Annotated in this window: 24 protein-coding genes; 9 read left to right on the top strand and 15 right to left on the bottom strand. The window is 73.1% G+C overall.

Annotated elements, in window-relative coordinates; translation table 11 throughout:
• Positions 1–86: 86 nt before the first annotated feature.
• The 5 genes from fabF to ACFVTF_RS14535 form a co-directional block, all read right to left on the bottom strand.
• Positions 87–1352, bottom strand: a complete 1266-nt coding sequence (gene fabF, locus ACFVTF_RS14555) for a beta-ketoacyl-ACP synthase II (RefSeq protein ID WP_371516842.1) — start codon at positions 1350–1352, stop codon at positions 87–89.
• Between the two features lie 179 nt (positions 1353–1531).
• The gene (locus tag ACFVTF_RS14550) at positions 1532–1780 is read right to left on the bottom strand and encodes an acyl carrier protein (protein ID WP_063347460.1); all 249 of its coding nucleotides are present in this window, start codon (positions 1778–1780) and stop codon (positions 1532–1534) included.
• 82 nt (positions 1781–1862) lie between these two features.
• The gene (locus ACFVTF_RS14545; protein WP_350878134.1) at positions 1863–2894 is read right to left on the bottom strand and encodes a beta-ketoacyl-ACP synthase III; all 1032 of its coding nucleotides are present in this window, start codon (positions 2892–2894) and stop codon (positions 1863–1865) included.
• A complete protein-coding gene (locus tag ACFVTF_RS14540) occupies positions 2891–3841 on the bottom strand; it encodes an ACP S-malonyltransferase (RefSeq protein WP_371516841.1) in 951 nt (316 codons plus the stop codon). Before ACFVTF_RS14540 ends, ACFVTF_RS14545 begins: the two co-directional genes overlap by 4 nt.
• Positions 3842–3931: 90 nt before the next feature.
• Positions 3932–5128, bottom strand: a complete 1197-nt coding sequence (locus ACFVTF_RS14535; protein ID WP_371522645.1) for a PucR family transcriptional regulator — start codon at positions 5126–5128, stop codon at positions 3932–3934.
• Positions 5129–5335: 207 nt separating this feature from the next.
• On the opposite strand from ACFVTF_RS14535, the gene ACFVTF_RS14530 reads away from it, so the two are divergent.
• Entirely contained in the window at positions 5336–6112 is a 777-nt protein-coding gene (locus ACFVTF_RS14530) for a pirin family protein (RefSeq protein ID WP_371516840.1), read from the top strand.
• Positions 6113–6139: 27 nt separating this feature from the next.
• Here ACFVTF_RS14530 and ACFVTF_RS14525 read toward each other — a convergent pair whose 3' ends face one another.
• The gene (locus ACFVTF_RS14525; RefSeq protein ID WP_371516839.1) at positions 6140–6973 is read right to left on the bottom strand and encodes a serine hydrolase domain-containing protein; all 834 of its coding nucleotides are present in this window, start codon (positions 6971–6973) and stop codon (positions 6140–6142) included.
• A 122-nt stretch (positions 6974–7095) separates the two neighbouring features.
• On the opposite strand from ACFVTF_RS14525, the gene ACFVTF_RS14520 reads away from it, so the two are divergent.
• Positions 7096–7572: a MerR family transcriptional regulator gene (locus ACFVTF_RS14520; RefSeq protein ID WP_371516838.1), complete on the top strand. Its 477-nt coding sequence runs from the start codon at positions 7096–7098 to the stop codon at positions 7570–7572.
• Between the two features lie 71 nt (positions 7573–7643).
• The gene (locus ACFVTF_RS14515) at positions 7644–8657 is read left to right on the top strand and encodes an aldo/keto reductase (protein ID WP_371516837.1); all 1014 of its coding nucleotides are present in this window, start codon (positions 7644–7646) and stop codon (positions 8655–8657) included.
• Between the two features lie 52 nt (positions 8658–8709).
• On the opposite strand, the gene ACFVTF_RS14510 is transcribed toward ACFVTF_RS14515, so the two are convergent.
• Positions 8710–9288, bottom strand: a complete 579-nt coding sequence (locus ACFVTF_RS14510) for a TIGR03086 family metal-binding protein (protein WP_387813554.1) — start codon at positions 9286–9288, stop codon at positions 8710–8712.
• A gap of 101 nt (positions 9289–9389) precedes the next feature.
• On the opposite strand from ACFVTF_RS14510, the gene ACFVTF_RS14505 reads away from it, so the two are divergent.
• A complete protein-coding gene (locus tag ACFVTF_RS14505) occupies positions 9390–10373 on the top strand; it encodes a helix-turn-helix transcriptional regulator (RefSeq protein ID WP_387813551.1) in 984 nt (327 codons plus the stop codon).
• A 16-nt stretch (positions 10374–10389) separates the two neighbouring features.
• Here the strand turns inward: ACFVTF_RS14505 and ACFVTF_RS14500 are convergent, their stop codons facing one another.
• The 7 genes from ACFVTF_RS14500 to ACFVTF_RS14470 all read right to left on the bottom strand — a co-directional run bounded on the left by ACFVTF_RS14500 (position 10390) and on the right by ACFVTF_RS14470 (position 17759).
• Complete coding sequence (locus tag ACFVTF_RS14500; protein ID WP_371516833.1) at positions 10390–11604, bottom strand: alpha/beta hydrolase; 1215 nt, start codon at positions 11602–11604, stop codon at positions 10390–10392.
• 154 nt (positions 11605–11758) lie between these two features.
• A complete protein-coding gene (locus tag ACFVTF_RS14495) occupies positions 11759–12112 on the bottom strand; it encodes an MmcQ/YjbR family DNA-binding protein (protein WP_387813548.1) in 354 nt (117 codons plus the stop codon).
• A gap of 156 nt (positions 12113–12268) precedes the next feature.
• Positions 12269–13498, bottom strand: coding sequence for an acyltransferase (locus tag ACFVTF_RS14490; RefSeq protein WP_387813545.1), 1230 nt, complete (start codon positions 13496–13498; stop codon positions 12269–12271).
• 32 nt (positions 13499–13530) lie between these two features.
• Complete coding sequence (locus tag ACFVTF_RS14485; RefSeq protein ID WP_387813542.1) at positions 13531–14769, bottom strand: alpha/beta hydrolase; 1239 nt, start codon at positions 14767–14769, stop codon at positions 13531–13533.
• A 185-nt stretch (positions 14770–14954) separates the two neighbouring features.
• The gene (locus ACFVTF_RS14480) at positions 14955–15629 is read right to left on the bottom strand and encodes a response regulator transcription factor (protein ID WP_063347446.1); all 675 of its coding nucleotides are present in this window, start codon (positions 15627–15629) and stop codon (positions 14955–14957) included.
• Positions 15626–16930 carry a sensor histidine kinase gene (locus ACFVTF_RS14475; protein ID WP_371516829.1) on the bottom strand — a complete coding sequence of 435 codons (1305 nt, stop codon included), beginning with the start codon at positions 16928–16930 and terminating at the stop codon, positions 15626–15628. Before ACFVTF_RS14475 ends, ACFVTF_RS14480 begins: the two co-directional genes overlap by 4 nt.
• A 139-nt stretch (positions 16931–17069) precedes the next feature.
• Complete coding sequence (locus ACFVTF_RS14470; protein WP_371516828.1) at positions 17070–17759, bottom strand: TetR family transcriptional regulator; 690 nt, start codon at positions 17757–17759, stop codon at positions 17070–17072.
• A 215-nt stretch (positions 17760–17974) separates the two neighbouring features.
• Between ACFVTF_RS14470 and ACFVTF_RS14465 the strand changes: the two genes are divergently transcribed.
• Positions 17975–19579: an MFS transporter gene (locus tag ACFVTF_RS14465; protein ID WP_371516827.1), complete on the top strand. Its 1605-nt coding sequence runs from the start codon at positions 17975–17977 to the stop codon at positions 19577–19579.
• Positions 19580–19767: 188 nt separating this feature from the next.
• Here the strand turns inward: ACFVTF_RS14465 and aceE are convergent, their stop codons facing one another.
• Entirely contained in the window at positions 19768–22518 is a 2751-nt protein-coding gene (gene aceE, locus ACFVTF_RS14460; protein WP_387813537.1) for a pyruvate dehydrogenase (acetyl-transferring), homodimeric type, read from the bottom strand.
• 517 nt (positions 22519–23035) lie between these two features.
• Here aceE and ACFVTF_RS14455 point away from each other — a divergent pair.
• From ACFVTF_RS14455 to ACFVTF_RS14440, 4 genes are all read left to right on the top strand, one after another.
• Positions 23036–23476: a DUF3052 domain-containing protein gene (locus ACFVTF_RS14455; RefSeq protein ID WP_363580692.1), complete on the top strand. Its 441-nt coding sequence runs from the start codon at positions 23036–23038 to the stop codon at positions 23474–23476.
• 313 nt (positions 23477–23789) lie between these two features.
• Positions 23790–24248: a peroxiredoxin gene (locus tag ACFVTF_RS14450; RefSeq protein ID WP_363580694.1), complete on the top strand. Its 459-nt coding sequence runs from the start codon at positions 23790–23792 to the stop codon at positions 24246–24248.
• 208 nt (positions 24249–24456) lie between these two features.
• Complete coding sequence (locus ACFVTF_RS14445) at positions 24457–25032, top strand: TerD family protein (protein WP_363620377.1); 576 nt, start codon at positions 24457–24459, stop codon at positions 25030–25032.
• Between the two features lie 261 nt (positions 25033–25293).
• On the top strand, positions 25294–25872 hold the full coding sequence (locus ACFVTF_RS14440; RefSeq protein ID WP_350878116.1) for a TerD family protein: 579 nt from the start codon (positions 25294–25296) through the stop codon (positions 25870–25872).
• Positions 25873–25892 lie beyond the last annotated feature (20 nt).

Here is a 25892-nt window from a genome sequence, read left to right as displayed (position 1 = left end):
GCGCATGAACAGGGGCCGGCGCTCACTGCGAGCGCCGGCCCCTCTCGGTGCGTTCGGACCCGGTGCGTACCGGGTCGGTGTGCGGACTACCGGGAGCGGAAGGCCAGCACCACGTTGTGGCCGCCGAAGCCGAACGAGTTGTTCAGCGCCGCGATCCGGCCCTCGGGCAGCGGGCGGGCCTCGCCGCGCACGATGTCCGCGTCCACGTCGTCGTCCAGCTCGTCGACGTTGATGGTCGGCGGGGCGATCCGGTGGTACAGGGCCAGCACGGTGGCGACGGTCTCGATGCCGCCGGCGCCGCCCAGCAGGTGGCCGGTCATCGACTTGGTGGCCGAGATGGCGATGTGGTCGAGGTCGTCGCCGAGCTCCTTGCGCAGCGCCTTCAGCTCGGCGGTGTCACCCTGCGGGGTCGAGGTGGCGTGCGCGTTGACGTGCACGATCTCGGCCTTGTCCAGGCTGTTGCGGTCGAACAGGTCGGCCAGCGCGCGGGCCACGCCGGCGCCGGTCGGCTCGGGCTGGGCGATGTGGTGGGCGTCCGAGGACAGGCCCTGGCCCACGGCCTCGCAGTAGATCCGGGCGCCGCGCGCCTCGGCGTGCTCGACCGACTCCAGCACGACCACGCCGGCGCCCTCGCCCAGCACGAAGCCGTCCCGGCCCTTGTCGTACGGGCGGGAGGCGCCCTCGGGGTCGTCGTTGTTCTTGGACATCGCCATCATGTTGGCGAACGCGGCGATCGGCAGCGGGTGGATCGCCGCCTCGGTGCCGCCGGCCACCACGACGTCGGCGCGGCCGGTGCGGATCATCTCGATCGCGTAGCCGATCGCCTCGGCGCCGGAGGCGCAGGCGGAGACGGGGGTGTGCACACCCGCGCGGGCGCCGACCTCCAGACCGACGTTGGCCGCCGGGGAGTTGGGCATCAGCATCGGGACGGTGTGCGGGGAGACCTTGCGGGCGCCCTTCTCCTTCAGCACGTCGTACTGGTCGAGCAGGGTGGTCACGCCGCCGATGCCGGAGGCGATGACGGTGCCGAGGCGCTCGGGGGCGAGCTTGGAGGAGTCGTCGGTGGCCGGCGTCTCGTAGCCGGCGTCGGCCCAGGCCTCACGGGCGGCGATCAGCGCGAACTGGGCCGAGCGGTCCAGCTTGCGGGCCAGCGGCCGGGGGAGGATCTCGCCCGGCTCGACGGCCGTGCGGGCGGCGATCTTGACGGGCAGCTCGGCGGCCCACTCCTCGGTCAGGGCCGCCACTCCGGAGCGCCCTGCGACCAGGTTCTCCCAGGTGGTGGCGGCGTCGCCGCCCAGCGGCGTGAAGGCGCCGATACCCGTGACGACCACGGTACGGTTTTCAGCGGTCACTGGTTCTTCTTCTCTCACGATCGTGGGGTCGGCGGCGAGCCGAGGAAGGGCCCGGCCGGGCGCCCGGTGGGGCGTCCCGGCCGGCGGGTCGGCCAGGCTCGGGGAGCCGGGCCGACGAGTCAGCCGTCCGAGGCGTCGAGAACGCCGGACGTGCTGGAGGGATCGAACGGGTCGATCGCTCAGGCGGCGGCGTTGGTGAGGATGTAGTTCACCGCGTCGCCGACGGTCTTCAGGTTCTTGACCTCGTCGTCCGGGATCTTGACGTCGAAGCGCTCCTCGGCGGCCACGACGACCTCGACCATGGACAGCGAGTCGACGTCCAGGTCGTCCGTGAAGGACTTCTCGAGCTCGACGTCCTCGGTCGGGATACCGGCGATCTCGTTGACGATCTCGGCGAGACCTTCCAGAACCTCGTCCTTGGTAGCCATACTGGCTGCTCCTCTTCGGTGTTGAACGCGTCCGACCGGCGGCCGGACACAGGCTTTGCGGAATGAGTGGGGCGAAACGCGCCTAGGGGAGCGTAACGACTGCCGCGGCGTACACGAGACCCGCCCCGAACCCGATGATCAGTGCGAGGTCGCCGCTGCGGGCCTCGCCGCTCTCCAGCATGCGCTCCATCGCCAGCGGGATGGAGGCGGCGGAGGTGTTGCCGGTCTCGGCGATGTCGCGGGCGACCGGCACCGAGTCGGGCAGCTTGAGTGCCTTGATCATGGCGTCGGTGATGCGCATGTTGGCCTGGTGCGGGATGAACGCGCCGAGCTGGTCGGCGGTGACCCCGGCGGCGTCCAGCGCCTGCTGGGCCACCTTGGCCATCTCCCACACCGCCCAGCGGAAGACCGGCTGGCCGTCCATCCGCAGGGCCGGCCACTTGGCCTCCTCGCCCACGCCGTTGACGGCGTCGGGCTTGGCGAAGGCGGTGTCCCAGGCCTGGGTCTGCGAGATGACGTCGGACTGCGAGCCGTCCGAGCCCCAGATCAGCTTGCCGATACCGGGCGTGTCGGACGGGCCGACGATCGCGGCGCCGGCGCCGTCGCCGAAGATGAACGCGGTCGAGCGGTCCGACTGGTCGGTCAGGTCGCTCAGCCGCTCGACGCCGATCACCAGCACGTACTCGGCGCTGCCGCCGCGGATCATGCCGTCGGCCAGGCCCAGGCCGTAGCCGAAGCCCGCGCAGGCGGCCGAGATGTCGAAGGCCGGGGCGGTGCCGCAGCCGAGCCGCTCGGCGATCTCGGTGGCGATCGCCGGGGTCTGCTTGAGGTGCGAGACGGTCGCGACGATCACGCCGCCGATCTGGTCCGGGGTGATCCCGGCCTGGGCGATGGCCTTGCCGGAGGCCTGCACCGACATCTCGGCGACGCTCTCCTCCGGCCCGGCCCAGCGGCGCTCGGCGATCCCGCTGCGGGTGCGGATCCACTCGTCCGAGGAGTCGATCCACTCCAGCACCTCGGCGTTGGGAATCACCCGGACCGGGCGGTAGCCGCCCACGCCGAGAATGCGCGCGTACTGCGCGCCCTCGGACGGGCGGATCTGCGGCTTCGTCATGCCTGGGTCTCCTGATCCTGACCGCCGTGCTCCGCGACGAGCGCGCGGGCCTTGTCCAGGTCGGCGGGGGTCTTGAGGGCAAGCGTCGCCACACCCTTGAGGTTGCGCTTGACCAGTCCGGTGAGGGTGCCCGCGGGGGACAGCTCGATGACGGCGGTCGCACCCAGCTGCCCGAGGGTCTCCATGCAGAGGTCCCAGCGGACCGGGTTGGAGACCTGCGACACCAGGCGGGTGAGCACCTCGGCGCCGGAGGCCACGACCTCGCCGTCCTTGTTGGAGACGTAGCGGACCAGCGGGTCGGCCACGGTCAGCGTCGGGGCCAGCGCGGCCAGCCGCTCGACACCCGGGGCCATGTGCTCGGTGTGGAAGGCGCCGGCCACCTTCAGGGCGACCAGCTTGGCACCGGCCGGCGGGTCCGCCTTCAGCGTCTCCAGCTGGGCCAGCGTGCCGGCGGCGACGATCTGGCCGCCGCCGTTGTTGTTGGCCGCGGTCAGGCCGTGCTCGGCCAGCTTCGCCGCGACGACCTCCGGGTCGCCGCCGAGCACGGCGATCATGCCGGTCTCGGTGACGGCGGCGGCCTCGGCCATCGCCCGGCCGCGCTCGCGGACGAAGGTCAGCGCGTCGTGCGCGCTCAGCACCCCGGCACCGGCGGCGGCGGTGATCTCGCCGACGCTGTGGCCGGCCACGGCGCCGACCAGCTTGCGGGCGACGTCCTCGTCCGGGAACAGCTCACGGGCGGTCATCAGACCGGCCGCGACCAGCAGCGGCTGGGCGACGGCGGTGTCCTTGATCTCCTCTGCGGAGGCCTCGGTCCCGGCGTGCACCAGGTCGAGCCCGGCGACCTCCGACCAGCCGCGGAGGCGGTCGGCGACACCGTCCAGCTCCAGCCAGGGGCTGAGGAAACCGGGGGACTGGGCACCCTGTCCAGGGGCGACGATTACGAGCACGGTTCAACCCTCTCTCGCCAGGCGCCCAGGGGCGGGTAGGCGACGGTAACGAAGAAAACCATCCGGGATTGTAAGGTCCCTACAGGCGGTTCAGCTCGGCTCCCCGGCCGCGGTGAGTCGGCCGAGGGCGAGTGCGATCCGCAGCGTGAACGCCGAACGCACGTCGGACGGGGCGTACCCCGTGACGTCGGTCACACGTCGTAGCCGGTAGCGCACCGTGTTGGGGTGGACGAAGAGCATCCGGGCGGCGCCCTCCAGCGAGGAGGCCTGCTCCAGGTAGACGCTCAGCGTTTCCAGCAGCGCCGAGCCGGCTTCGTCCAGCGGTGTGTAGATCTCCTCCACCAGCTGGCGGCGGGCGGCCTGGTCGCCGGCCAGCGCGCGCTCGGGCAGCAGGTCGTCGGCCAGCACCGGGCGGGGCGCGTCCGGCCAGGCGGCGCAGGCCCGCAGGCCGGCCGCGGCGGCGTGCGCCGAGCGGGTCGCCGAGAGCAGGTCCGGCACGGTCGGGCCGACCACCACCGGGCCCGGCGCGAACTGGCCGATCAGCGCCCGGGCCGCGTGCACCGGCTCCTTGTCGCCGCCGACCACGACCACCAGGCGCTTGCCCAGCACCCCGGTCAGCACGTGCAGCTTGGCGTACCGGGCGGCCCGGCGGATCGCCTCGACGACCAGCTCGCTGTCGCCGTCCGGGGCGCTGCCCATCACCACCCGGACCTGGCTGGGCTGGCCCCAGCCGAGCGCCGCGGCCCGCGACAGCACGCCCTCGTCCGCGTCGCCGGACAGCAGCGAGTTGACCACCAGCGCCTCCAGCCGGGCGTCCCAGGCGCCGCGCGCCTCGGCCGCCTGGGCGTACACCTGGGCGGTCGCGAAGGCGATCTCCCGGGCGTAGACCAGCACCGACTCGCGCATGTCCGCCTCGTCGCCGGGGGCGGCCACCTCCTCGATGGCCTCCTCCATCACCTCGATCGTGGTGCGGATCAGCTCGACGGTCTGGCGCAGGGTGATCGCCCTGGTCAGCTCGCGGGGGGCGGTGCCGAAGACGTCCGTGGAGATCGCCTGGGCGGCGTCCGGGTGGCGGTACCACTCGGTGAAGGCGGCGATGCCGGCCTGGGCGACCAGGCCGATCCAGGAGCGGTGCTCCGGCGGCATCCGCCGGTACCAGCCGAGCTGGTCGTCCATCCGGGAGATCGCGGCGGTGGCCAGCTTGCCCGAGGACTTCTCCAGCCGCTTGAGCGTCGCGGCCCGGCGCTCGGCCCGCTCGGCGGCGATTCTGCGCTCCTGCGCGGTCAGGCGGGGCGCCGCCCGGCCGGGGCGGTCGCGGCCGGCCCTGGGGGCCGGGCTCTTCCCGGTCGGCTCGGCTGTGGGACTGGGTTCGCTCTTGGAGTTCGCGGAAGCGGCTGGCACAAGGACAAGACTGCCTCACGTGAGTGACTGCTCGTGCACACCCCCCGGTGCAGCGGCACGGTGGTGCCGGTCACACCCACTACCGTGGGGCCCGTGACAGACGACGCCGCCCGCCCCCGCGCCGACCTGCGCCGCACCGCCGAGCGCTACCTCTCGACCCCGGCCGAGGGCGTCGAGACCCGACACGCGTTCTCCTTCTCCGGCCACTACGACCCGAAGAACACGCACTTCGGCGCGCTGCTCGCGTGCAACGAGGAACTCCTCGCCCCCGGCGCCGGGTACGAGGAGCACAAGCACCGGGACACCGAGATCCTCACCTGGGTGCTGGAGGGCGCGCTGGCGCACCGGGACTCCCAGGGGCACGGCGGGGTGGTCCGCCCGGGGATGGTCCAGCACCTCGGCGCCGGCTCCGGCGTCACCCACACCGAGCGCAACGTCGGCGGGGCCGCCGGCCCGGTCCGCTTCGTCCAGATGTGGCTCCAGCCGGACGTGTTCGACGCGCCCCCCGTGTACGGGCTGCGCAAGGTGGAACCGGCCGACGGCGGGTTGACGCTGCTCGCCTCCGGGCTGGAGCGCGACGCCGGCACGGACGCCCTGCGGCTGCGCCGCGGCGACGCCGCGCTCTGGCTGGCGACGGCGGGGCCGTGGCAGCCGCTGCCCGCACTGCCCGAGGCCGCCTGGCGGTACGCGCACCTGACCGCCGGCTCGCTCGGCTACCGGACGATCCCAGGGCCCAAGGGCGGTGGCCGCTCGATGGCCCCGGGCGACAGCGTGCGGATCACCGGCGACGCCTTCGCCGACCCGACGGCCGGCGAGACCGGCGCCGAACTCCTGCTCTGGGAGATGCACTCGCCGGTCTCGTACGGCTAGGGGCCGTCCTTTCAGCCTTCGAGTCGTTCAGCTGTCCAGTTCGGCCAGGACCGCGTCCGAGCAGGCCGGCCAGACCTCGGCGGCCCACGGGCCGAAGTCCCGGTCGGTGAGCGCGACGCAGGCCACGCCGGCCTCCGGGTCGACCCACAGGAAGGTGCCGGACTGGCCGAAGTGGCCGAAGGTGGCGGGCGAGTTGGCGGTGCCCGTCCAGTGCGGGGCCTTGCCGTCGCGGATCTCGAAGCCGAGGCCCCAGTCGTTCGGCCGGCGGTGGCCGTAGCCGGGCAGCACGCCGCTGGTGCCGGGGAAGGCGACCTCGCGGGTGGCCTGCCGGACGGTGGACGGGTCCAGCAGCTTCGGGGACTGGAGCTCGGCGGCGAACCTGACCAGGTCCGCGACGGTGGACAGGCCGCCGGCGCCGGCCGGGGACCTGTGCGCGGTGTTCAGCAGGGTGTCGTGCATGCCCAGCGGCTCGAACACCGCCTCGGCGGCGTACCGGGAGAACTCGATCCCGGCGGCGTCGGACAGCGTCCGCGCCAGCGCGTCGAAGCCCGCGTTGGAGTACAGCCGGCGGTTGCCGGGCTCGGCGAACACCCGGTCCTCGTCGAAGCCCAGGCCGGAGGTGTGCGCGAGCAGGTGGCGGACGGTCGAGCCGGCCGGCCCGGCCGGGTCGTCCAGCTCGAAGACGCCCTCCTCGACCGCGACCAGCACCGCGTACGAGGTGAGCAGCTTGGTCACCGACGCCAGCGGGAAGAGGTGCTGCTGCGGCCCGTACGTGCCCAGCACCGCGCCGTCCGCCCCCCGGACCACCGCCGCCGCGGCGTGGGGCACCGGCCAGTTCTCGATCATCCGCAAGCTCTCCATGCGCCCGACTCTAACGAAGGCCCGAAAACGGGTGGCGGGAGCACCCGGGTGCGAGGCTTGCTTGGAGTGCACTCCAACTCGATAGCGTCGTCGTCACCGCTCACCACAGGGGGTAACCGATCATGGCCACGCTCGCACCCGTCCAGCTCGACCTGCGGACCTGCGCCGACGTGTACCAGCGCCCGGTCGGCGATCCGGACCGGACCCCGCGGCACACCATCAGCGAGGTCGCCGTGGCCAGCGGGCTCACCGCCCACACCCTGCGCTGGTACGAGCGGATCGGCCTGCTCGACCCGGTCGACCGCTCCGCCAGCGGCCAGCGCCGCTACTGCGACGCCGACCTCCACCGGCTGGCCTTCCTGGGCCGGCTGCGGCTGACCGGCATGCCGATCGCCGACATGCTCCGCTACGTGGAGCTGGCCCGCGAGGGTGAGCGGACCTACGAGGCGCGGCGCCAACTGCTGGTCGACCAGCGCGAGGAGGTCCGCCAGCGGGTCGCCGACCTCCAGGCCACCCTCGCCGTCCTCGACTACAAGATCGACCTGTACTCCGGCCGGATCGCCGCGTCCGACGAACCGGCCGTCCGCTGCCACGAGTAGCCACCACCAGCACGCCGCACGCGGAGTACGCCGCAGCGGAGTGCGCCGCACGCAGAGGAAGAAGCAGAACGATGACCGTCTCCGTCCTCCCCACCGTCCAACTCGGCACCGACGGCCCGCTCGTGGGCGTTCAGGGCCTCGGCTGCATGGGCATGAGCGACTTCTACGGCCCGACCGACCGGCCCGAGGCGCTCGCCACCCTGGACGCCGCCCTGGAAGCCGGCGTCACCCTGTTCGACACCGCCGACGCCTACGGCTTCGGCCGCAACGAGGAGCTGATCGGCCCCTTCGTCCGCGCCAACCGCGACCGGGTGGTGCTCGCCACCAAGTTCGCCCTCGAGCGCACGGAGGACGACCCGGGCCGCCGCAGCATCCGCAACGACCCGGCGTACATCCGGGCCGCCGTGGACGCCTCGCTGCGCCGCCTCGGCGTGGACGAGATCGACCTCTACTACATGCACCGCCGCGACCCGGCCGTGCCGCTGGCCGACTCGGTCGGCACCATGGCCGAGCTGGTCCGGGCCGGCAAGGTGCGCCGGCTGGGACTGTCCGAGGTGACGGGCGCCGAACTGCGCGAGGCGTACGCGATCCACCCGATCGCCGCGCTGCAGTCCGAGTGGTCGGTGTTCGCCCGGGACGTCGAGCGCACGGCGGTGCCGGCCGCGGCCGAACTGGGCGTCGCCTTCGTGCCGTACTCGCCGCTCGGCCGGGGCTTCCTCACCGGGGCGTTCCAGGCCGCCGAGCAGCTCGCGGCGGACGACGTCCGGCGCACCCAGCCGCGCTTCACCGGCGCCAACGCGGCGGCCAACACCGAACTCCTGGCGCCGCTGCGGGAGATCGCGACGGCCCGCGGGGTGACCCTCGCGCAGGTCGCGCTGGCCTGGGTGCACCAGCGGGCCGAGGTGCACGGGCTCACTGTCGTGCCGATCCCCGGCACCCGCAGGCGCAGCCGGCTCGCCGAGAACACCGCGGCCGCCACGCTGCGGCTCACCGCCGAGGAACTGGCTCTGCTGGAGCCGGTGGCGGGCGAGGTCGCCGGGGACCGCTACCCGGACATGCGCCTCACCCAGGTCGGCCGGGAGTAACGGCGGCCGGGGGAGCGGTCGGCCGCTCCCCCCGCCCGTCCCGGGTGCCTTCTCAGACCTCCCGGCCCAGCCAGGCGGCCAGCCGGGTGTGCACGTCGGCGTCCGGGGCGACCGGCCGCACCTCGCCGAACGGGACCGGCCCGCCGCGGTGCTCGGCCGACAGGACGGCCTGGGCGACGGCCAGCGCGGCGTGCGCCAGGGCGTCGTCCAGCGGCTGCCGGGAGTCGAGCGCCCGGGCGATGTCCCAGGTGTGCGCGACCGTCTCCATCAGGTAGCCGCCGACCGCGGCCCGGCCGGGCACCACGCCCCAGGGCGCGTGGGCCGGGCGGTCCAGCGCGGCGTCGTCCGCCCACGCCGCGGCGGCCCGGGCGCGGGCCCGGTCCAGCGCGCCCGGCCAGGCGTCGTCCGCCAGGTCCCCGGTGGCAGCGACGACGTCCTCGGCCCGGCCGCCCTCGCCCAGGTAGGCGAACCGGTGGATGCCGCCGACCACGTGGCTCAGCAGCTCCCGCAGGGTGAACGCGCTGCACGGGGTGGGCCGGTCGAGGGCGTCCGGGGTGATCTCGGCGAACAGCTTCTCCAACTGGCCGAGGGCGAGCAGGTACTGCGGGCGGGCGTCCTGGACGGAGTTCACGAGGAATCAGCTCCCTGGGGTGGTACGGGCTTTCGGTCTCGAACGGCAATCTCCCAGTAAAACCTGACAACCGCCGTCAGGATTGCTGGGATTCTGCTGCCATGAAGGCCGACCGCCTGCTCTCCATCCTGCTCCTGCTCCAGACCCGCGGCCGGGTGCCCGCCACCGAACTGGCCGGGCGCCTGGAGGTGTCCGTCCGCACCATCTACCGCGACGTGGAGTCGCTCTCCGCCGCCGGCGTGCCGGTGTTCACCGAACGCGGCCGGCACGGCGGCATCAGCCTGCTGCCCGGCTACCGCACCGACGTCACCGGACTGACCGCGGACGAGGCCCGGGCGCTGTTCGTGCTCTCCGCCCAGGGCGCGCACAGCGACCTCGGGCTGGACGGCGCGCTCGGCTCGGCGCTGCGCAAGGTGATGGCCGCGCTGCCGGCCCCGCACCGCCCGGCCGCCGAGCGGATCACCGAGCGGATCCTGGTCGACCCGGCCCGCTGGCTGCAGACCGGCCCGGCGGCCGGCGCCGCGACCGGCCCCGAACTGGGCGAGCTGCAGTACGCGGTGTTCGCCGACCGGCGGCTGCGGCTGCGCTACCGGCACAGCGGCACGCCCGCGCCGGTGGAGTACACCGTGGACCCGTACGGGCTGGTGAGCAAGGCCGCGGTCTGGTACCTGGTGGCCGATCTGCACGGCGAGCCCCGGCTGTTCCGGGCCGACCGGGTGCTGGCCGCCGAGACCACCGAGGAGGCGGTGCGCCGCCGCGCCGGAGTGGGGCTCGGGGACGCCTGGGCGGTGCTGCGCGAGCAGGTGGAGCGGTTGCCGAAGGAGCTGCCGGTCCGGGTGCGGGTGCGGCGCGGGCGGCTGGACATGTTCGTCCGCATCCACGGCGGCCGGGTCACCGCGCCGCCGCCGGAGGCGGGCGCCGGGCCGGCCGAGGAGTGGGTCGAGGTGGCGATGGTCTTCCCGGCGCCGGCGGCCGTCCGCGCGCTGCTCGCCTTCGGCGCGGACGCCGAGGTGCTGGCCCCGCCCGCGGCCCGCCGCGAGCTGGCCCGGGCGGCGGCGGACGCGCTGCGCCTCTACCAGGAGTAGGGCGTCCGGACGGGACTCAGGAGTTCGGGGCGGGGCGGACGACGTCCTGGTAGTGGCCGAGCGAGATCGCCGCGAAGTTGTGCAGGCTGTCGGTGCCCTCGGTGAAGTAGCCGTTGTGGCCGGCCGCGCGGGCCGAGGAGATCTGCTCGGCGCCGAAGCCGCCGGCGGTCGGGTCGGCGCCGTGGCCGAGGCCGCCGACCTCCAGGTACGGGACGTTGCCGATCCAGTCGGTGGGGTTGCGGGTGGCCCAGACGTGCACGCCGGTGCCCAGCTCGCTGGTGCTCTGCACGCCCATGCCGGGGCTGCCGAACACCATCAGGTCGGTGATCCCGGAGGTGTCGGAGGGGGAGGCGGCCGCGCGCGGGATCTCGGGGGCGGCGTTGCCGCAGACCACGGAGCCGTACGAGTGACAGAGCAGCGCCGGGGGTGCGTCCGGCCGGGTGGTCTCCTTGAGCCCGGCGAGCAGCCGCTGCAGCCGGGGCGCGCCGACGTCGGCGAGCCGGGAGGTGACGGCGTCCGGGCCGAGGCCGGACGGGGTGACGTAGCCGGTCCAGGCGATCACCGCGGTGCGGGTGTTCGGCGCCTGCCGCTGCTCCTCGGTGTACAGGGCGCGGGCCATGCCGGCCGGGGAGCGCAGCGGTTCGGCGGCCTGGTCGAAGTGGCCGAGGTCGGCGTCCGAGCCGGGGACGACGACGGAGATCCGCTCGGCGTCGGCGAGGTCGCCCCACACCTCGGTGATCAGGCCGCGGCCGCGCGGGTCGAAGGCGAGGATCTGCCGGTCGGGGCCGAGCAGGTGCTCGACGTCGTTGGCGCGGGAGACGGCCAGCTCGCGGGTGTCGGCGTCGAGCTTGTGGTCGGCGGCGCGGGCCCGGGCGCTGTCGCGTTCGGCGGCCAGCGCGATCTTGTTGGCGCGGTAGCGCAGGTCCAGCGGGGCGCCGTCGAAGTTGCCGACGACCAGCGGGTAGTCCCGGATCAGCCGGTCCAGCTCGGTGGGGGCGAGCGAGGCGAAGAACGCGGCGGCGGCGGCCGGGGTGGTGGTGGCCGGGTCGGGCAGGGTGCGGTCGAAGCTGTGGTCCTGGACCCAGGCGGCGCTGCCGGCCGGGGGTGTGGAGATCGCCAGCTGCTCGGTGGAGGCGGCCGCCTGGGCCGCCGCGGCGCCGGCGTCGGCGAGCACGGCACAGCCCGCGAACGCCCCGATCAGTACCCGCTTCCAGCGCCGACGGTTGCGCACCGCACCAACTCCCTTAGGGCCCGTCACCGTTTCTCGGGCGGTGCCCGGAGGGTGCAACAAGACTGCCTGCTTCCCTGCGCAAGCGTAGGGCGCCCGGAGAGGCGACGCGCCCGCCCAAACTGTGGGATGGCTCACATGAACCGACGGTGTCGTTTCAGCGTCCCGGAGTGGCCCGCACGTCGAATTCGCGCACCATCCGCTTGGGCGCCGTGCGCCGCCAGGCCTCGACGACGAGGTCGCGCAGCTCCGCCGGATCGACCAGGTCCAGCCGGACGCTCACCCAGCCGTGCCGCCCGACGTACGGCGCGCTGGAGAACACCTCGGGCTCGGCGGCGAGCAGCTCGGCCTGGTCCTCGGGGGAGGCCTTGACGCTGACGGACCGGCCCCCGGGCGCGCCCATCGCGAAGATCCGGCCGCGGATCCGCAGGGTCTCGATGTCCCAGGTCGGCTCCTGTGCGGCCTCCGGCAGGGCGAGCGCGATCGCGCGGAACTCCTCGAACGTCACCATGCCCGCAGCGTAGGGCAGGGGGCCGACAGCGCGCGGGCCCGGGCAGGGTGCTCGGAGGGATGCGGACCGGAGGGCCCCGGAACCGGTTCCGGAACGGCCGGAGGGGCGCGGACCGATCGGTCCGCGCCCCTCCGGTGCCTCACTCTCCGGCGCAGGTCACACCATGCCCAGCGCGTACGCGGCGAACAGCGCCGCGCCCGCCGCGGCCAGCGCCTTCCCGGCCCGGGAGAAGGCCGTCCACGGACCGTCGAACCGCCGGGTGAACCACCCGATCGCCACCAGCACGGCCGCGAACAGCGGGATCAGCGCCACCCGGGCGGCCACCCAGGCGATCGAGTCCGGCGCGGTGGTCAGCCCCGGCACGGCGCCCAGGCCGGCCGCGCCGGGCACCGCCACCGCGAGCATCGCGCTCTGGTGCCAGCAGAAGATCGTCATCGCCGAGAGGTTGACCACCACCACCGGCAGCCACAGCAGCGGACGGCGGGTCAGCAGCCGGCCCAGGCGATCCCGCAGCAGCACCGCGGCGCCGCACTGCGTCGCGGCCAGGGCCAGCACCAGCAGGGACGGCGGGTGCGAGTTGGTCCGCTCCATCCCGGGCACCCCGACCATGCTGGCCGGGTAGTGGAACGCCAGCAGCAGCGTGGCGAACAGCGCGCCGCCGCCGACCAGCAGCACCCGGGCCACCGGGCGGCCGAGCCGGCCCTGCGCCCACAGCACGCCCAGCTGGTAGCCGAACAGCCAGCCCGGCAGGATGTTCAACAGCCCGACCCAGGACGGCACCGCCTCCGCCCACGGCCCGTACCGCAGCAGGTCGACGGCGGCGACGGCGGCCACCAGGACGCCCGCCGACCAGCCGCCCAGCCGGCGCCCGGCCGCCACGCACAGCGGGGTGAGCGCGGTCAGCCCCAGGTAGACCGCGATGTACCAGAGCGGCTGCACCACCAGCGTCGCGCCGGTCCGCACGGTGTCCCCGGGGACGCCGAGCGCGGGCAGCAGTGCGATCAGCAGCGCCCAGACGGCCGTCACCCCCAGCACCGGGCGCAGCAGCCGCACCGACCGGCCGCGCAGCCAGCCCAGGTACGTCACGCCCTTGGCCCGGGCCCGCTCCAGCGACTGGACCGAGGAGTGGCCGCCGACCAGGAAGAACACCCCGAGCATCTGGAGCACCCAGCTGATCGGGGCGAGGCCGCCGAGCGAGGAGAGCGGGCTCGCGTTGTGCAGGGCGCCGTCGGCGGAGAGCGTGAAGCCGCCGAGCAGCCAGTGCCCGACCGGCACGGCGAGCAGGGCGAGGGCGCGCAGCCCGTCCAGGGCGCGGTCGCGGGTCTCGGGGGTGCGGGCGTCGACCTGGTGGGCGGCGCGGCGCAGGGCGGTCAGCGGGTGGGCCATGGCGGTGCTCCTTTCGGTGAGGCGGTCGGTGGTCAGCGGTCGAGGCCGAGCGCGATGGCGGCGAAGGCGGTGAGCGAGGCGGTGCCGGGGGCGAAGTAGCCGGCGTGGCCCTCGGCTCCGGTGGCGGGCAGCGGGTGGGCGCCGAAGCCGGGGGCGGTCGGGTCGGCGCCGTGGCCGAGGCCGAGCACCGAGACGTAGGGGACCCGGCCGATCCAGTCGGAGTCGTTGCGGGCGGTGGCCCAGAGCGGGACGCGCGGGTCGAGGGCGGCGGCCGAGCCGACGCCCATCCCGGGCGAGCCGAGGACGACCACGCCGGAGGCCTGGTCGGGCCCGGGGCGGGCCAGCCCGCAGACCACCGAGCCGTAGCTGTGGCAGAACACCGTGGCCGGGGCCTGCGGGCGGGTGCTGACGGCGAGTCCGTCGAGCAGCCGGGTGAGCCGCGCGGCCCCGGCCCGGGCCAGGTCCTCGGTGGCGGCGCCCAGGCCGATCCCGACCGGGGTGGTGTAGCCGGTCCAGGCGATGACGGCGGTCTGCCGGTCGGTGGCCCGGTAGAGCGAGCGGGCCATGCCGGTGGGGGTGCCGTACGAGCCGGGGGAGCGGTCGAAGTTCTCCAGGTCGTTGTCCGAGCCGGGGACGACGACGGCGGTGCGGGGGGCGGCGGCGGGGGGGGCGGAAAACCCCGGGGCCACGCCGCCGGCGCCGGGGGGGCGGTCTTTGTTCTCCTGGTGGGTGGCCGGGGGGGGGACCCGGTGGGGGGTGGGGGGGGTGGGGGCGTGCTCGCCGAAGACCTCGGCGACCTCGCCGCGGCCGCGCGGGTCGAAGACGAGGATCCGGCGGTCGCCGTCCAGCAGGGCGCGGTAGCGCTCGGCGCGGGTGCGGGCCTGCTCGTGGTCCTGCGGGGTGAGCGCCGGGTCGGTGGCCCGGGCGAGTTCGCGGCCGAGCTCCGCGGTGAGGGCCAGCGTGTTGGCCCGGTACCGGAGTTGGACCGGTGCGCCGTCCAGGTTGCCGACCACCAGCGGGTGCCGGACGGCCAGCGCGCCCTGCTGGGCGGGCGTCAACCCGGCGAAGAAGGCGGCGACTTCGGCCGGGGTGGCGGTGGCCGGGTCGGGCGGGTGGATGCCGAGCGCGGTGTCGGCCACCCAGGCGGCGCTGCCCGGCGGCGGGCCGGTGACGGCCTGTTGGGCGTCGGTGGAGAAGCCGCCGAGACCGAGCACCGCGGCCAGCATCACCGTACTGGCCGCGATGGCTCTCTTGACCCGAAACTTCCCCATGTCCGGCCCCTCCCTCGTCCGTTCGACTTCGACGGAAAGGAAGGTAGAAATGCGACGGCCCCGCGGACGTCACACCGCGGGGCCAACTCCCGGGTGCTACCGGGGTACTACTCGGGGTATCGCTCGGGGTACCACGGGGGGTGCCGCCCGGGCGGGGGCGGCCGGGACCACCGGCCCGGCGGGCGTCACTGGCCCGGCGTCACGAGGCCGGACTCGTAGGCGAGGACGACGGCCTGGGCGCGGTCGCGCAGGTCGAGCTTGGCGAGGATGCGCCCGATGTGGGTCTTGACGGTCTGCTCGGCCAGGACCAGCCGGCCGGCTATCTCCTGGTTGGACAGGCCGCGGGCGATCAGCTCCAGCACCTCGGTCTCACGCGGGGTGAGGCCGTTGAGCCGCAGTTTGGGGTCGCGCCGCCGGGCCGGCCGGTTGCGGGCGAAGTCCTCGATCAGCCGGCGGGTCACCGAGGGGGCGAGCAGCGCCTCGCCGGCCGAGACCACCCGGACCGCGGAGATCAGGTCGGCCGGCGGGGCGTCCTTGAGCAGGAAGCCGCTGGCCCCGGCGCGCAGCGCCTCGTACACGTAGTCGTCCACGTCGAAGGTGGTCAGCATCATCACCTTGGGCCGGTGCGCGCCGGGGACGGCGGGGTCGAGCAGTCGGCGGGCGGCCTCCAGGCCGTCCATGACGGGCATGCGGACGTCCATCAGCACCAGGTCCGGGTGGGTGCGGCCGCTCACCTCCAGGGCCTGCGCGCCGTCCGCCGCGTCCCCCACCACGTCGATGTCGCTCTGGGCGTTGAGCAGGGCGGCGAAGCCGGCCCGCACCATGGCCTGGTCGTCGACGATGATCACGCGGATGGTCATGCGGGCTTCTCCCGGGGGGTTTCGAGGGGCAGGACGGCGGCGACCTTGTAGCCGCCGTCCGGCATCGGGCCGGTCTCCAGCCTGCCACCGACCAGCCGGGCGCGTTCCCGCATTCCGATCAGTCCCTGTCCGGTGCCCTCCATCGAGGCCTCGAGCGACTCGGTGTGCCGGGGCGGGGCCGTGTTCACCACGGTCAGCAGCAGGGTGGCGCCCTCGTCGACCAGGGATATCCGGGCCCGCGAACCGGGCGCGTGGCGCACCACGTTGGCCAGCGCCTCCTGCACGATCCGGTACGCGGACAGGCCGACCGCCTTCGGCACCGCCTCGGCCAGCCCCGGATCCACCACCAGCTCGGCCGGGACCCCGGCCCGCCCCACCGTCTCGATCAGCTGCGGCAGCTGCTCGATCCCGGGCTGCGGCACCTTCTCGGCGGCGGACTCCTCGCTGCGCAGCACGCCCAGCAGCCGGCGCATCTCGGTCAGCGACTCGCGGGCGGTGCCGGCGATGGCGGTGAACTCCTCGGTGGCCGCGGCCGGTACGCCGGTGATCCGGTACGGCGCGCTGGCCGCCTGCACGGCGATCACCGACATGTGGTGGGCGACCACGTCGTGCAGCTCCCTCGCGATCCGGGCGCGCTCCTCCAGCAGGGTGCGCCGCTCGCGTTCGGCCTCGCTGATGTGCTCCTGTTCGGCGAGCAGCCGGCGGGCCTCGGTGCGGTCCTGGACGGCCCAGCCGAGCAGCAGGGCGGCGCCGCCGAGGGCGACCAGCAGCATGGTGGTGCCGTCGTCGGCGTGCGGGAAGCCGAGCGTGGTGGTGAGCAGGGTGAGCAGGATCGTGGCGATCCAGACCGCGATCAGGGTGGCCCGGCTCTCCCGCAGCGCGAGCGCGATCAGCAGGAAGACGTACGCCAGGACCATCGGCGCCGTCCACGGCCAGGTGCCGCCGAACTGGTGGTGCCGGGCGGTGATGGAGGCCGTGGTGACGAGGGTGGCCGCGCTGATCCACCAGGCGGCCAGCGGCCGGGTGATGGCGAGCAGCAGCGGCGCGGTCTGGGCGACGGTGAGCGCGCCGGCGATGGGCACGGCGACGCCGTAGAAGTCGACCAGGGCGGCGATCCCGGTGGGGATCAGCGAGGCCTGCATGATCAGCGCGACGACGTACGGAAGCCGGCGCAGCCAGGCGCGGGGCGAGTCCCCGAGCAGCGGGGTGGACCCGCCGGTCGGGGTGGTGAGGTGGTGCCGGAGCGAGCGGAGCAGCCGGAGGGCCTGCGCGCGGACTTCGGTCGTGGTGATCGTCTTCATCGCGGGCCAGCCTAGGAGGGGTGCTGTCCGCCCGTCGTCGCACTGGGGTCGAACATCGGAGTGCTACCGGAGTAGGGGGTGCTACCCGGGTACTACTGCGGGCGGGACCGTTCCGGGGGCCGGAGCGGTGCCCGCGGTACTACTGCGGGCCGGTGCGCCAGTGGCCGGCCAGGGCCGGGCCGAGCTGGTCGAAGTGGCGCTCGATGACGGCGACCATGCCCTCGGGCCCGGCGGGTTCCTGGTCGGGGGTCCAGGACAGGTGGGCGGCGCGCAGCACGCTGCCGAAGACGGCGGCGAGCACGGTGGGGCGCAGGTCCTCGACCGGGTCGAGGCCCTCGCGCTCGGCGAGGACCCGGACGACCACCCGTTCCTGCTCGGTGACCCGGCGCAGGTGGGTGGCGAGCAGGGTGGGGGTCTCCTCGATCATCCGCATCAGTTCGAGGGCGGTGGTGATCGAGCGGGGGCCGGTGCGGTGTTCGGCGCCGAGTTCGCGCCAGGACTGGACGATCGCGGCGCGCAGGGCCTGGAGCGGGGACTCGTGGGCCGGGCGGCGGCAGAGGCACTCGATGAAGTAGTCCTCGGCGTCGGCCATCACGGCGAGCGCGACCTCGTCCTTGTTGGCGAAGTAGCGGAAGAAGGTGCGCTGGGAGACCTCGACGGCGGAGGCGATCTCGTCGACGGTGGTGCGGGCGAAGCCCTGGCCGAGGAAGAGCACGTGGGCGGCCTGGACCAGGGCGTCCCTGGTCTGCTGCTTCTTGCGCTCGCGCAGCCCTGGCAGCCGTTCGGGGGTGCCCGGGGCGGCGGTGGGGGTGGGGGTGCGAGCGGCCATGGCGGGGCCTTCCGAGCGCGTGCGGGCGGGGTGAGGAGCACAACCTTAGCGCTCTGACAAATGTCAGCCAGAGTCAGAAGTCAGTGTTTGCCGAATGTCAGTGGCTGACATAATCTGCCGGAAGTGGCGCTCGCCGACCGGGCACTCGTGGGGACGGGTGGGTCGCGGCGCCACGCCCACGTTCCGTTCTCTGCCACGCCCCCGGAGGGCCCCAGATGAGCCAGTCCGTCGTCAAGAACGCCAAGGCGGACGTCCCGCCGCAGCGCACGCCACCGGGCGGGGGAGGGCTGAAGGGGCACCCCTGGCTGACCCTGCTGACCGTCGCGGTCGGCGTGATGATGGTCGCCCTGGACGGCACGATCGTCGCCATCGCCAACCCCGTCATCCAGGCGGACCTGAAGGCCGCGCCCTCCGAGATCCAGTGGGTGACCAGCGGCTACCTGCTGGCCCTGGCGGTCTTCCTGATCACGGCCGGCAAGATCGGCGACCGGTTCGGCCACAAGAACACCTTCCTGGTCGGCGCCGTCGGCTTCGCCGCCACCTCGGCCGCGATCGGCTTCGCCGGCAACATCCAGACCGTGATCGCCTTCCGGGTGCTCCAGGGCCTGTTCGGCGCGCTGCTCCAGCCGGCCGCGCTCGGCCTGCTGCGCGGCGCCTTCCCGGCCGAGAAGCTCAACATGGCGATCGGCATCTGGGGCGGCGTGATCGGCGCCTCGACCGCGGCCGGCCCGATCGTCGGCGGCCTGCTGGTCGAGCACGTCAACTGGGAGTCGGTCTTCTTCATCAACATCCCGGTCGGCCTGATCGCGCTCGGCCTCGGCCTGTGGATACTCAAGGACGTGCGGGCCGAGAAGGCCGCCAAGTCCTTCGACCTGCCCGGGATCGCGCTGCTCTCGGTGGCGATGTTCGCGCTGGTCTTCGGCATCATCAAGGCCCCCGAGTGGGGCTGGGGCGACGCCCGCACGCTGCTGTTCCTGGGCGGCGCGGTGGTCCTGATGGTGCTCTTCGCGTTCTGGCAGGCCCGGGCGAAGGAGCCGCTGATCCCGCTCAGCCTGTTCCGCTCGGTGCCGCTGTCGGCGGGCACCCTGCTGATGGTGCTGATGGCCTTCGCGTTCTTCGGCGCGATCTTCTTCGTGACCTTCTACCTGCAGAACGTGCACGGGATGTCGCCGGTGTCGGCCGGCGTCCACCTGCTGCCGATGACCGGCATGATGATCATCGGTTCGCCGGTGGCGGGCATCGCGATCGGCAAGCTCGGCCCGCGGATCCCGATCGTGGCCGGCATGCTGATCACCACCGCCGCGATGTTCGGCATGTCCACCCTGGACGCGGGCTCCGGCACCGGCGTGATGTCGCTCTGGTTCGTCCTGATGGGCCTCGGCATCAGCCCGGTCATGGTCGGCGCCACCGAGGTGATCGTCGGCAACGCCCCGCTGGAGCTGTCCGGTGTGGCCGGCGGCCTCCAGCAGGCCGCGATGCAGGTCGGCGGCAGCCTCGGCACCGCCGTGCTGGGCGCGCTGATGGCGGCCAAGGTCGGGGACGTGCTGCCCGGCAACTGGGCCAAGGCCGGCCTGCCGCCGGTCCAGGGCGCCGAGGGCGAGGGCCTCAAGCAGGCCGCGCAGCTCGGCATCGCCCCGCCGGCCCCGGCCGGCACCCCGCAGCAGGCGGTGGACGCGATGGCCGGAGCCGTGCACGACTCCTTCGTCAGCGGCATGTCGCTCGCCTTCGCGGTCGCGGCCGTGGTGGCCTTCGCCGCCGCCGTGCTCGGCCTGCTCACCCGCCGGGGCACCGTCGACGCGGGCCCGGCCGTCCACATCTGATCCCGCGCCACGTCTGATCCCCGCGCGACCAACGATCGACGACCGACGACCAGCGGCCCCGGACTCGATGGAGTCCGGGGCCGCTGCGCGCCGTCGTCCGCCGCCCCGGGCCGGTGACGGTGCCCGGGTACGCCGAAGGGCCGGACCTCCGTGCTCGGAGGCCCGGCCCTTCAGGGTCTAGCGGGTGATCAGGCGTCGCCGCCGGCGGCGCCCGGGTCGGCCGCGGCCACGTCGAGCAGCTGGTAGCGGTCGATCGCGTCCTTCAGCGCACTGCGGTCGATCTTGCCCTGCTTGGCGAGCTCGGTGAGCACGCCCAGGACGACCGACTGCGGGTCGATGTGGAAGAAGCGACGGGCCGCACCGCGGGTGTCGGCGAAGCCGAACCCGTCGGCACCCAGCGACTGGTACTGACCGGGCACCCAGCGGGAGATCTGGTCCGGCACGGCGCGCATCCAGTCGGACACGGCGACGACCGGGCCCTCGGCACCCTGGAGCTTCTGGGTGACGTACGGCACGCGCTGCTGCTCCTCGGGGTGCAGCAGGTTGAACTCCTCGGCCTCCACCGCGTCGCGGCGCAGCTCGTTCCAGGAGGTCGCGGACCAGACGTCGGCCTTGACGTTCCACTCCTCGGCGAGGATGCGCTGGGCCTCCAGGGCCCACGGCACGGCCACGCCGGAGGCGAGGATCTGGGCCGGGATCTGGCCGGCGGTGCCCGGCGCGTACTTGTGCAGACCCTTGAGGATGCCCTCGACGTCCACGTTCTCGGGCTCGGCCGGCATCTTGATCGGCTCGTTGTAGACGGTCATGTAGTAGAACACGTCCTCGCCGTGCGGGTGCTCGGCACTGGTGCCGTACATCCGCCGCAGACCGTCCTGGACGATGTGCGCGATCTCGAAGCCGTACGCCGGGTCGTACGCGACGACGCCGGGGTTGGTCGAGGCCAGCAGCTGCGAGTGGCCGTCGGCGTGCTGGAGGCCCTCGCCGGTCAGCGTGGTGCGGCCGGCGGTGGCGCCGATCACGAAGCCGCGGGCCAGCTGGTCGGCCATCTGCCAGAACTGGTCGCCGGTGCGCTGGAACCCGAACATCGAGTAGAAGACGTACACCGGGATCAGCGGCTCGCCGTGGGTGGCGTAGGAGGAGCCGGCGGCGATCAGCGAGGCGGTGCAGCCGGCCTCGGAGATGCCGTCGTGCAGCATCTGGCCGGTCGGCGACTCCTTGTAGGCCAGCAGCAGGTCGCGGTCGACCGACTCGTAGGTCTGGCCGAGCGGGTTGTAGATCTTCGCCGACGGGAAGAGCGAGTCCATGCCGAAGGTGCGGTACTCGTCGGGCGCGATCGGCACGAAGCGGTTGCCGATGCCCTTGTCCCGCATGAGGTCCTTGAGCACCCGGACGAACGCCATGGTGGTGGCGATGGTCTGGTTGCCGGAGCCCTTCTTGACCGCCTTGTACGCGTCGTCGCCGGGCAGTTCCAGCTGACGCGGGCGCACCTTGCGGGTCGGCACGTAGCCGCCCAGCTCGCTGCGGCGGTCGTGCATGTACTGGATCTCTTCCGAGTCGCGGCCCGGGTGGTAGTAGGGCGGGTAGCCCTCGTCCAGCTGCTTGTCGGTGATCGGCAGGTGCAGCCGGTCGCGGAAGCGCTTCAGGTCCTCGACCGTCAGCTTCTTCATCTGGTGGGTGGCGTTGCGGCCCTCGAAGTTGGGGCCGAGCGTCCAGCCCTTGACCGTCTGGGCGAGGATGACCGTCGGCTGGCCCTGGTGCTCGCGGGCAGCCTTGAACGCCGCGTAGATCTTCTTGTGGTCGTGGCCGCCGCGACCCAGGTGCTGGACCTGCTGGTCGGTCATGCTCTCGACCATCTTGCGCAGGCGCAGGTCGCTGCCGAAGAAGTGCTCGCGGATGTACTGACCGGTCTCGGTGGCGTAGGTCTGGAACTGGCCGTCCACCGTGGTGTTCAGCTTGTTGACCAGGACGCCGTCGCGGTCCTGCGCGAGCAGCGGGTCCCAGCTGCGGTCCCAGACCAGCTTGATCACGTTCCAGCCGGCGCCCCGGAACTGGGACTCCAGCTCCTGGATGATCTTGCCGTTGCCGCGGACCGGGCCGTCCAGGCGCTGCAGGTTGCAGTTGACCACGAAGGTCAGGTTGTCGAGGCCCTCGCGCGCGGCCAGCGACAGCTGGCCCAGCGACTCCGGCTCGTCCATCTCGCCGTCGCCGAGGAAGGCGTAGACCTGCGAGTCGGAGGTGTCCTTGATCCCGCGGTGCTCCAGGTAGCGGTTCATCCGGGCCTGGTAGATCGCGCCGAGCGGGCCGAGGCCCATGGACACGGTCGGGAACTCCCAGAAGTCCGGCATCAGCCGCGGGTGCGGGTAGCTGGAGAGGCCGTACGGGGCCTTCGACTTCTCCTGGCGGAACGCGTCGAGCTGCTGCTCGGACAGTCGGTCCAGCAGGAACGCGCGGGCGTAGATGCCGGGGGAGGCGTGGCCCTGGAAGAAGATCTGGTCGCCGGACTCGCCCTCGGCGTCCTTGCCGCGGAAGAAGTAGTTGAAGCCGACGTCGTACAGCGACGCGGAGGAGGCGAAGGTGGCGATGTGCCCGCCCACGCCGATGCCCGGGCGCTGCGCCCGGGAGACCATCACGGCCGCGTTCCAGCGGGTCGCGTTGAGGATCTTGCGCTCGATCTCCTCGTTGCCGGGGAAGAACGGCTCGTCCTTGGTCGCGATGGTGTTGACGTAGTCCGTGCTGCGCATCTCGGGCACGGCGACACGCTTCTCGCGGGCGCGCTCGATCAGGCGGAGCATCAGGTAGCGGGCGCGCTCGCGCCCCCGCTCGTCGATGGCCGCGTCAAGCGACTCCAGCCATTCCGCGGTCTCCTCGGGATCGAAGTCCGGGACCTGACTCGGAAGGCCGCCAATGATGATCGGGTTGCGATCGGATCCGGAAGCCACGCTGTTCCTTCACTGTCGGTCGAAACTGAGGTGTGTCGCGCCGCCTCCATCGTGCTACCGCGCTCGGAGATCCGTCATCTCTACCGATCGGTAACCGTTCCGCCTGGTGGGCGGGACGGTCTGGCGGCGCGCGGTCCGGGCGACTTCGCCCGCCCCGCACACCCCCGGGTGCTACGTACAGAGGTGGTCCGACCTGGTGTCCCGTCCGCCCGATGGCGGGCGGCCGGGGTGAGGGCCAACAGGAGACTCTACGCCCGCGCACGCGCGGACCCGAATGCCGTTCGTATCTCGGGCATCCGTACGCCCTGTGGGCCGGGACCACCCGAAGCATCCTTGTCTCATGCAGAGAAGGGCAAATCGGTGTGATTCCCGACACAACGAACGGCGTGTCCCCGCTGTGGCACGTCAACCTTTGGGGGGGATCGGGGGTCGGGTACTTGCGCGAACCGCCGCGCCCGTGTGGACTACGGCCACAGCCTCGGCATGGATGCCGGGCCGAATACTGGAGGTTATTCCCGTGAGCGCGACCGCGGACCCCGCGGACAAGTCCAACCCGGCGACCCGTCTCGGCTTCGAAGAGGGCCAGATCATCCAGGAGCTGGGGTACGACGACGACACTGACCAGGATCTCCGCGAAGGCATCGAGGAGCTCACCGGGACGGATCTCGTCGACGAGGACTACGACGACGTCGCCGACGCCGTCCTGCTGTGGCACCGCGACGACGACGGGGACCTCACCGACTCCCTCGTCGACGCCCTGGAGTACCTGGCCGAAGGCGGTCTGATCTGGCTGCTGACGCCCAAGACCGGGCGCGACGGCCACATCGAGGCGTCCGACATCGCGGACGCGGCCCGCACCGCCGGTCTCTCCCAGACCAGCTCGATCGCGGTCGCCAAGGACTGGGCGGCCACCCGGCTCGCCACCAAGTCCACGGCCAAGCCGGCCGGCAAGCGCTGAGCGGGCTCTGAGGCCCCGCACCGGGCCCCGCCGGAGGATCCCTCCGGCGGGGCCCGACCGTTTTCCGGGTCCGGAGCCGGGTTCGGAGCCGGGTCCTGAGCCGGGGGCGACACCGCCCCCGTCGTCACGGAGCGTGGTCACGCGGGGGCGTTCCCGCCCCGGGGCCGACCCGGAAACGCGTTCGCCCAGGGCGAAAGCGGTGGAGCGCGCGGGTGCCGCCCTCATCCATTCGGCGGAACGTGCCCGAACGGATGCGAGGATGGCGCTGGCCGCGCCGCCCGCGCGGCGCGGTCGCGTCAGAAAGGTCACGTTCATGGCCATCGAGGTCGGCACCGAGGCTCCGGACTTCGAGCTCAACAACCAGCACGGCGAAGCGGTCCGCCTCTCCGACTTCCGGGGCGAGCGGAACGTCGTCCTGGTCTTCTACCCGTTCTCCTTCACCGGCGTCTGCACCGGCGAGCTCGGTGCCATCCAGCGGGAGCTGGCGCAGCTGCAGAACGACCGGGTCCAGGTGCTCGGCGTCTCCTGCGACTCGCAGTTCACCCAGCGCGTCTTCGCCGAGCGGGAGGGCCTGGAGTTCCCGCTGCTGGCCGACTTCTGGCCGCACGGCGAGGTCGCCCGCGCCTACGGCGTCCTCGACGAGCGGAAGGGCTGCCCCGTGCGCGGCACCTTCGTGATCGACACGGCGGGCACGGTGCGCTGGAGCGTCGTCAACGACCTCCCGGACGCCCGGGACGAGCAGGAGTACCTGAAGGCCCTCGGCGCCCTCTGAGGCCCCGCGTGGGGCCCGTGGCGGTGGCCGCGGGCCCGGGCCCCGCGAACTTCGAACAGCCGCGCCGGGCCCGTTCGCACGTCCGGACGGGAACCGCGCACTACGCTCGGTCCGTTGGTCGGGTGGGGCACGTGAGCCGCTCGCCGGCCGGCGCCTCGAACCGCACCACGGGGGCACCAGGGCGTGCCTCCCGATTCTTGGAGGACAAGTGGGTGTCAGCCTGAGCAAGGGCGGCAATGTCTCGCTCACCAAGGAGGCCCCGGGGCTTTCGGCCGTGGTCGTCGGCCTGGGCTGGGACGTCCGGACCACCACCGGGACGGACTTCGACCTGGACGCCAGCGCGCTGCTCTGCAACGAGCAGGGCAAGGTCGCCTCGGACGGGAACTTCGTCTTCTTCAACAACCTGAAGAGCGCGGACGGCTCCGTCGAGCACACCGGTGACAACCGCACCGGCGAGGGCGAGGGCGACGACGAGGCGATCAAGGTCAACCTGGCCGGCGTCCCGGCGGACGTGCAGAAGATCGTCTTCCCGGTCTCGATCTACGACGCCGAGAGCCGCGGGCAGAACTTCGGCCAGGTCCGCAACGCGTTCATCCGCGTGGTGAACCAGGCCGACAACACGGAGCTGGCCCGCTACGACCTCTCCGAGGACGCCTCCACCGAGACCGCGATGGTCTTCGGCGAGCTGTACCGCAACGGCGCCGAGTGGAAGTTCCGGGCCATCGGCCAGGGCTACGCCTCCGGCCTGCGCGGCATCGCCCAGGACTTCGGCGTCAACGTCTGACCGGACGACACCGGTCGACACCGGGCGACACGACGCGACACGGGGCGGCGGCGGACGACGCCGGCCGCCCGGCGCGGGAGCCTTGTACGGGGCGGCCCCGGACCTCCAGAGGTCCGGGGCCGCCCCGGCTTCGTGTCGGCTCCGTGCGCTGCGAGGATGTGAGTTCAGGAAGTTCAGCCGGCCAAACGGGGCCGGCCCGGGCCGTGGGGGACTACACCTTGTAGGCGCGCCCCGGGAGAAGGCAAGGGAGGAAGAACAGTCATGGTGGTCACGCTCGCCAAGGGCGGGAACGTCTCGCTCACCAAGGCCGCGCCGAACCTGACGCAGGTCCAGATCGGCCTCGGCTGGTCCGCCCGTTCGACCACGGGCGCACCGTTCGACCTCGATGCGAGCGCCCTGATCTGTGGTGGCGGCCGGGTGCTCGGTGACGAGTACTTCGTCTTCTACAACAACCTCAAGAGCCCCGAGGGCTCGGTCGAGCACACCGGTGACAACCTCACCGGCGGCGAGGACGACGGCGACGACGAGGTGGTCCTGGTCAACCTGGAGCTGGTGCCGGCGCAGGCGGACAAGGTGGTCTTCGCGGTGTCGATCTACGACGCCGAGGCGCGGCTGCAGAACTTCGGGCAGGTCCGCAACGCCTACATCCGGGTCGCCAACTCCCTCGACGGCCAGGAGATCGCCCGTTACGACCTGTCCGAGGACGCGTCCAGCGAGACCGCGATGATCTTCGGCGAGCTGTACCGCTACGCGGGTGAGTGGAAGTTCCGCGCGGTGGGCCAGGGCTACGCCTCCGGCCTGCGCGGCATCGCCCTCGATTTCGGCGTAAACGTACAGTAAGGGCGAAAAGGCGAAAATCA

Source organism: Kitasatospora sp. NPDC057940, assembly GCF_042887425.1.
Classification (GTDB): domain Bacteria; phylum Actinomycetota; class Actinomycetes; order Streptomycetales; family Streptomycetaceae; genus Kitasatospora.
This window is presented reverse-complemented; position numbering and strand designations above follow the sequence as displayed.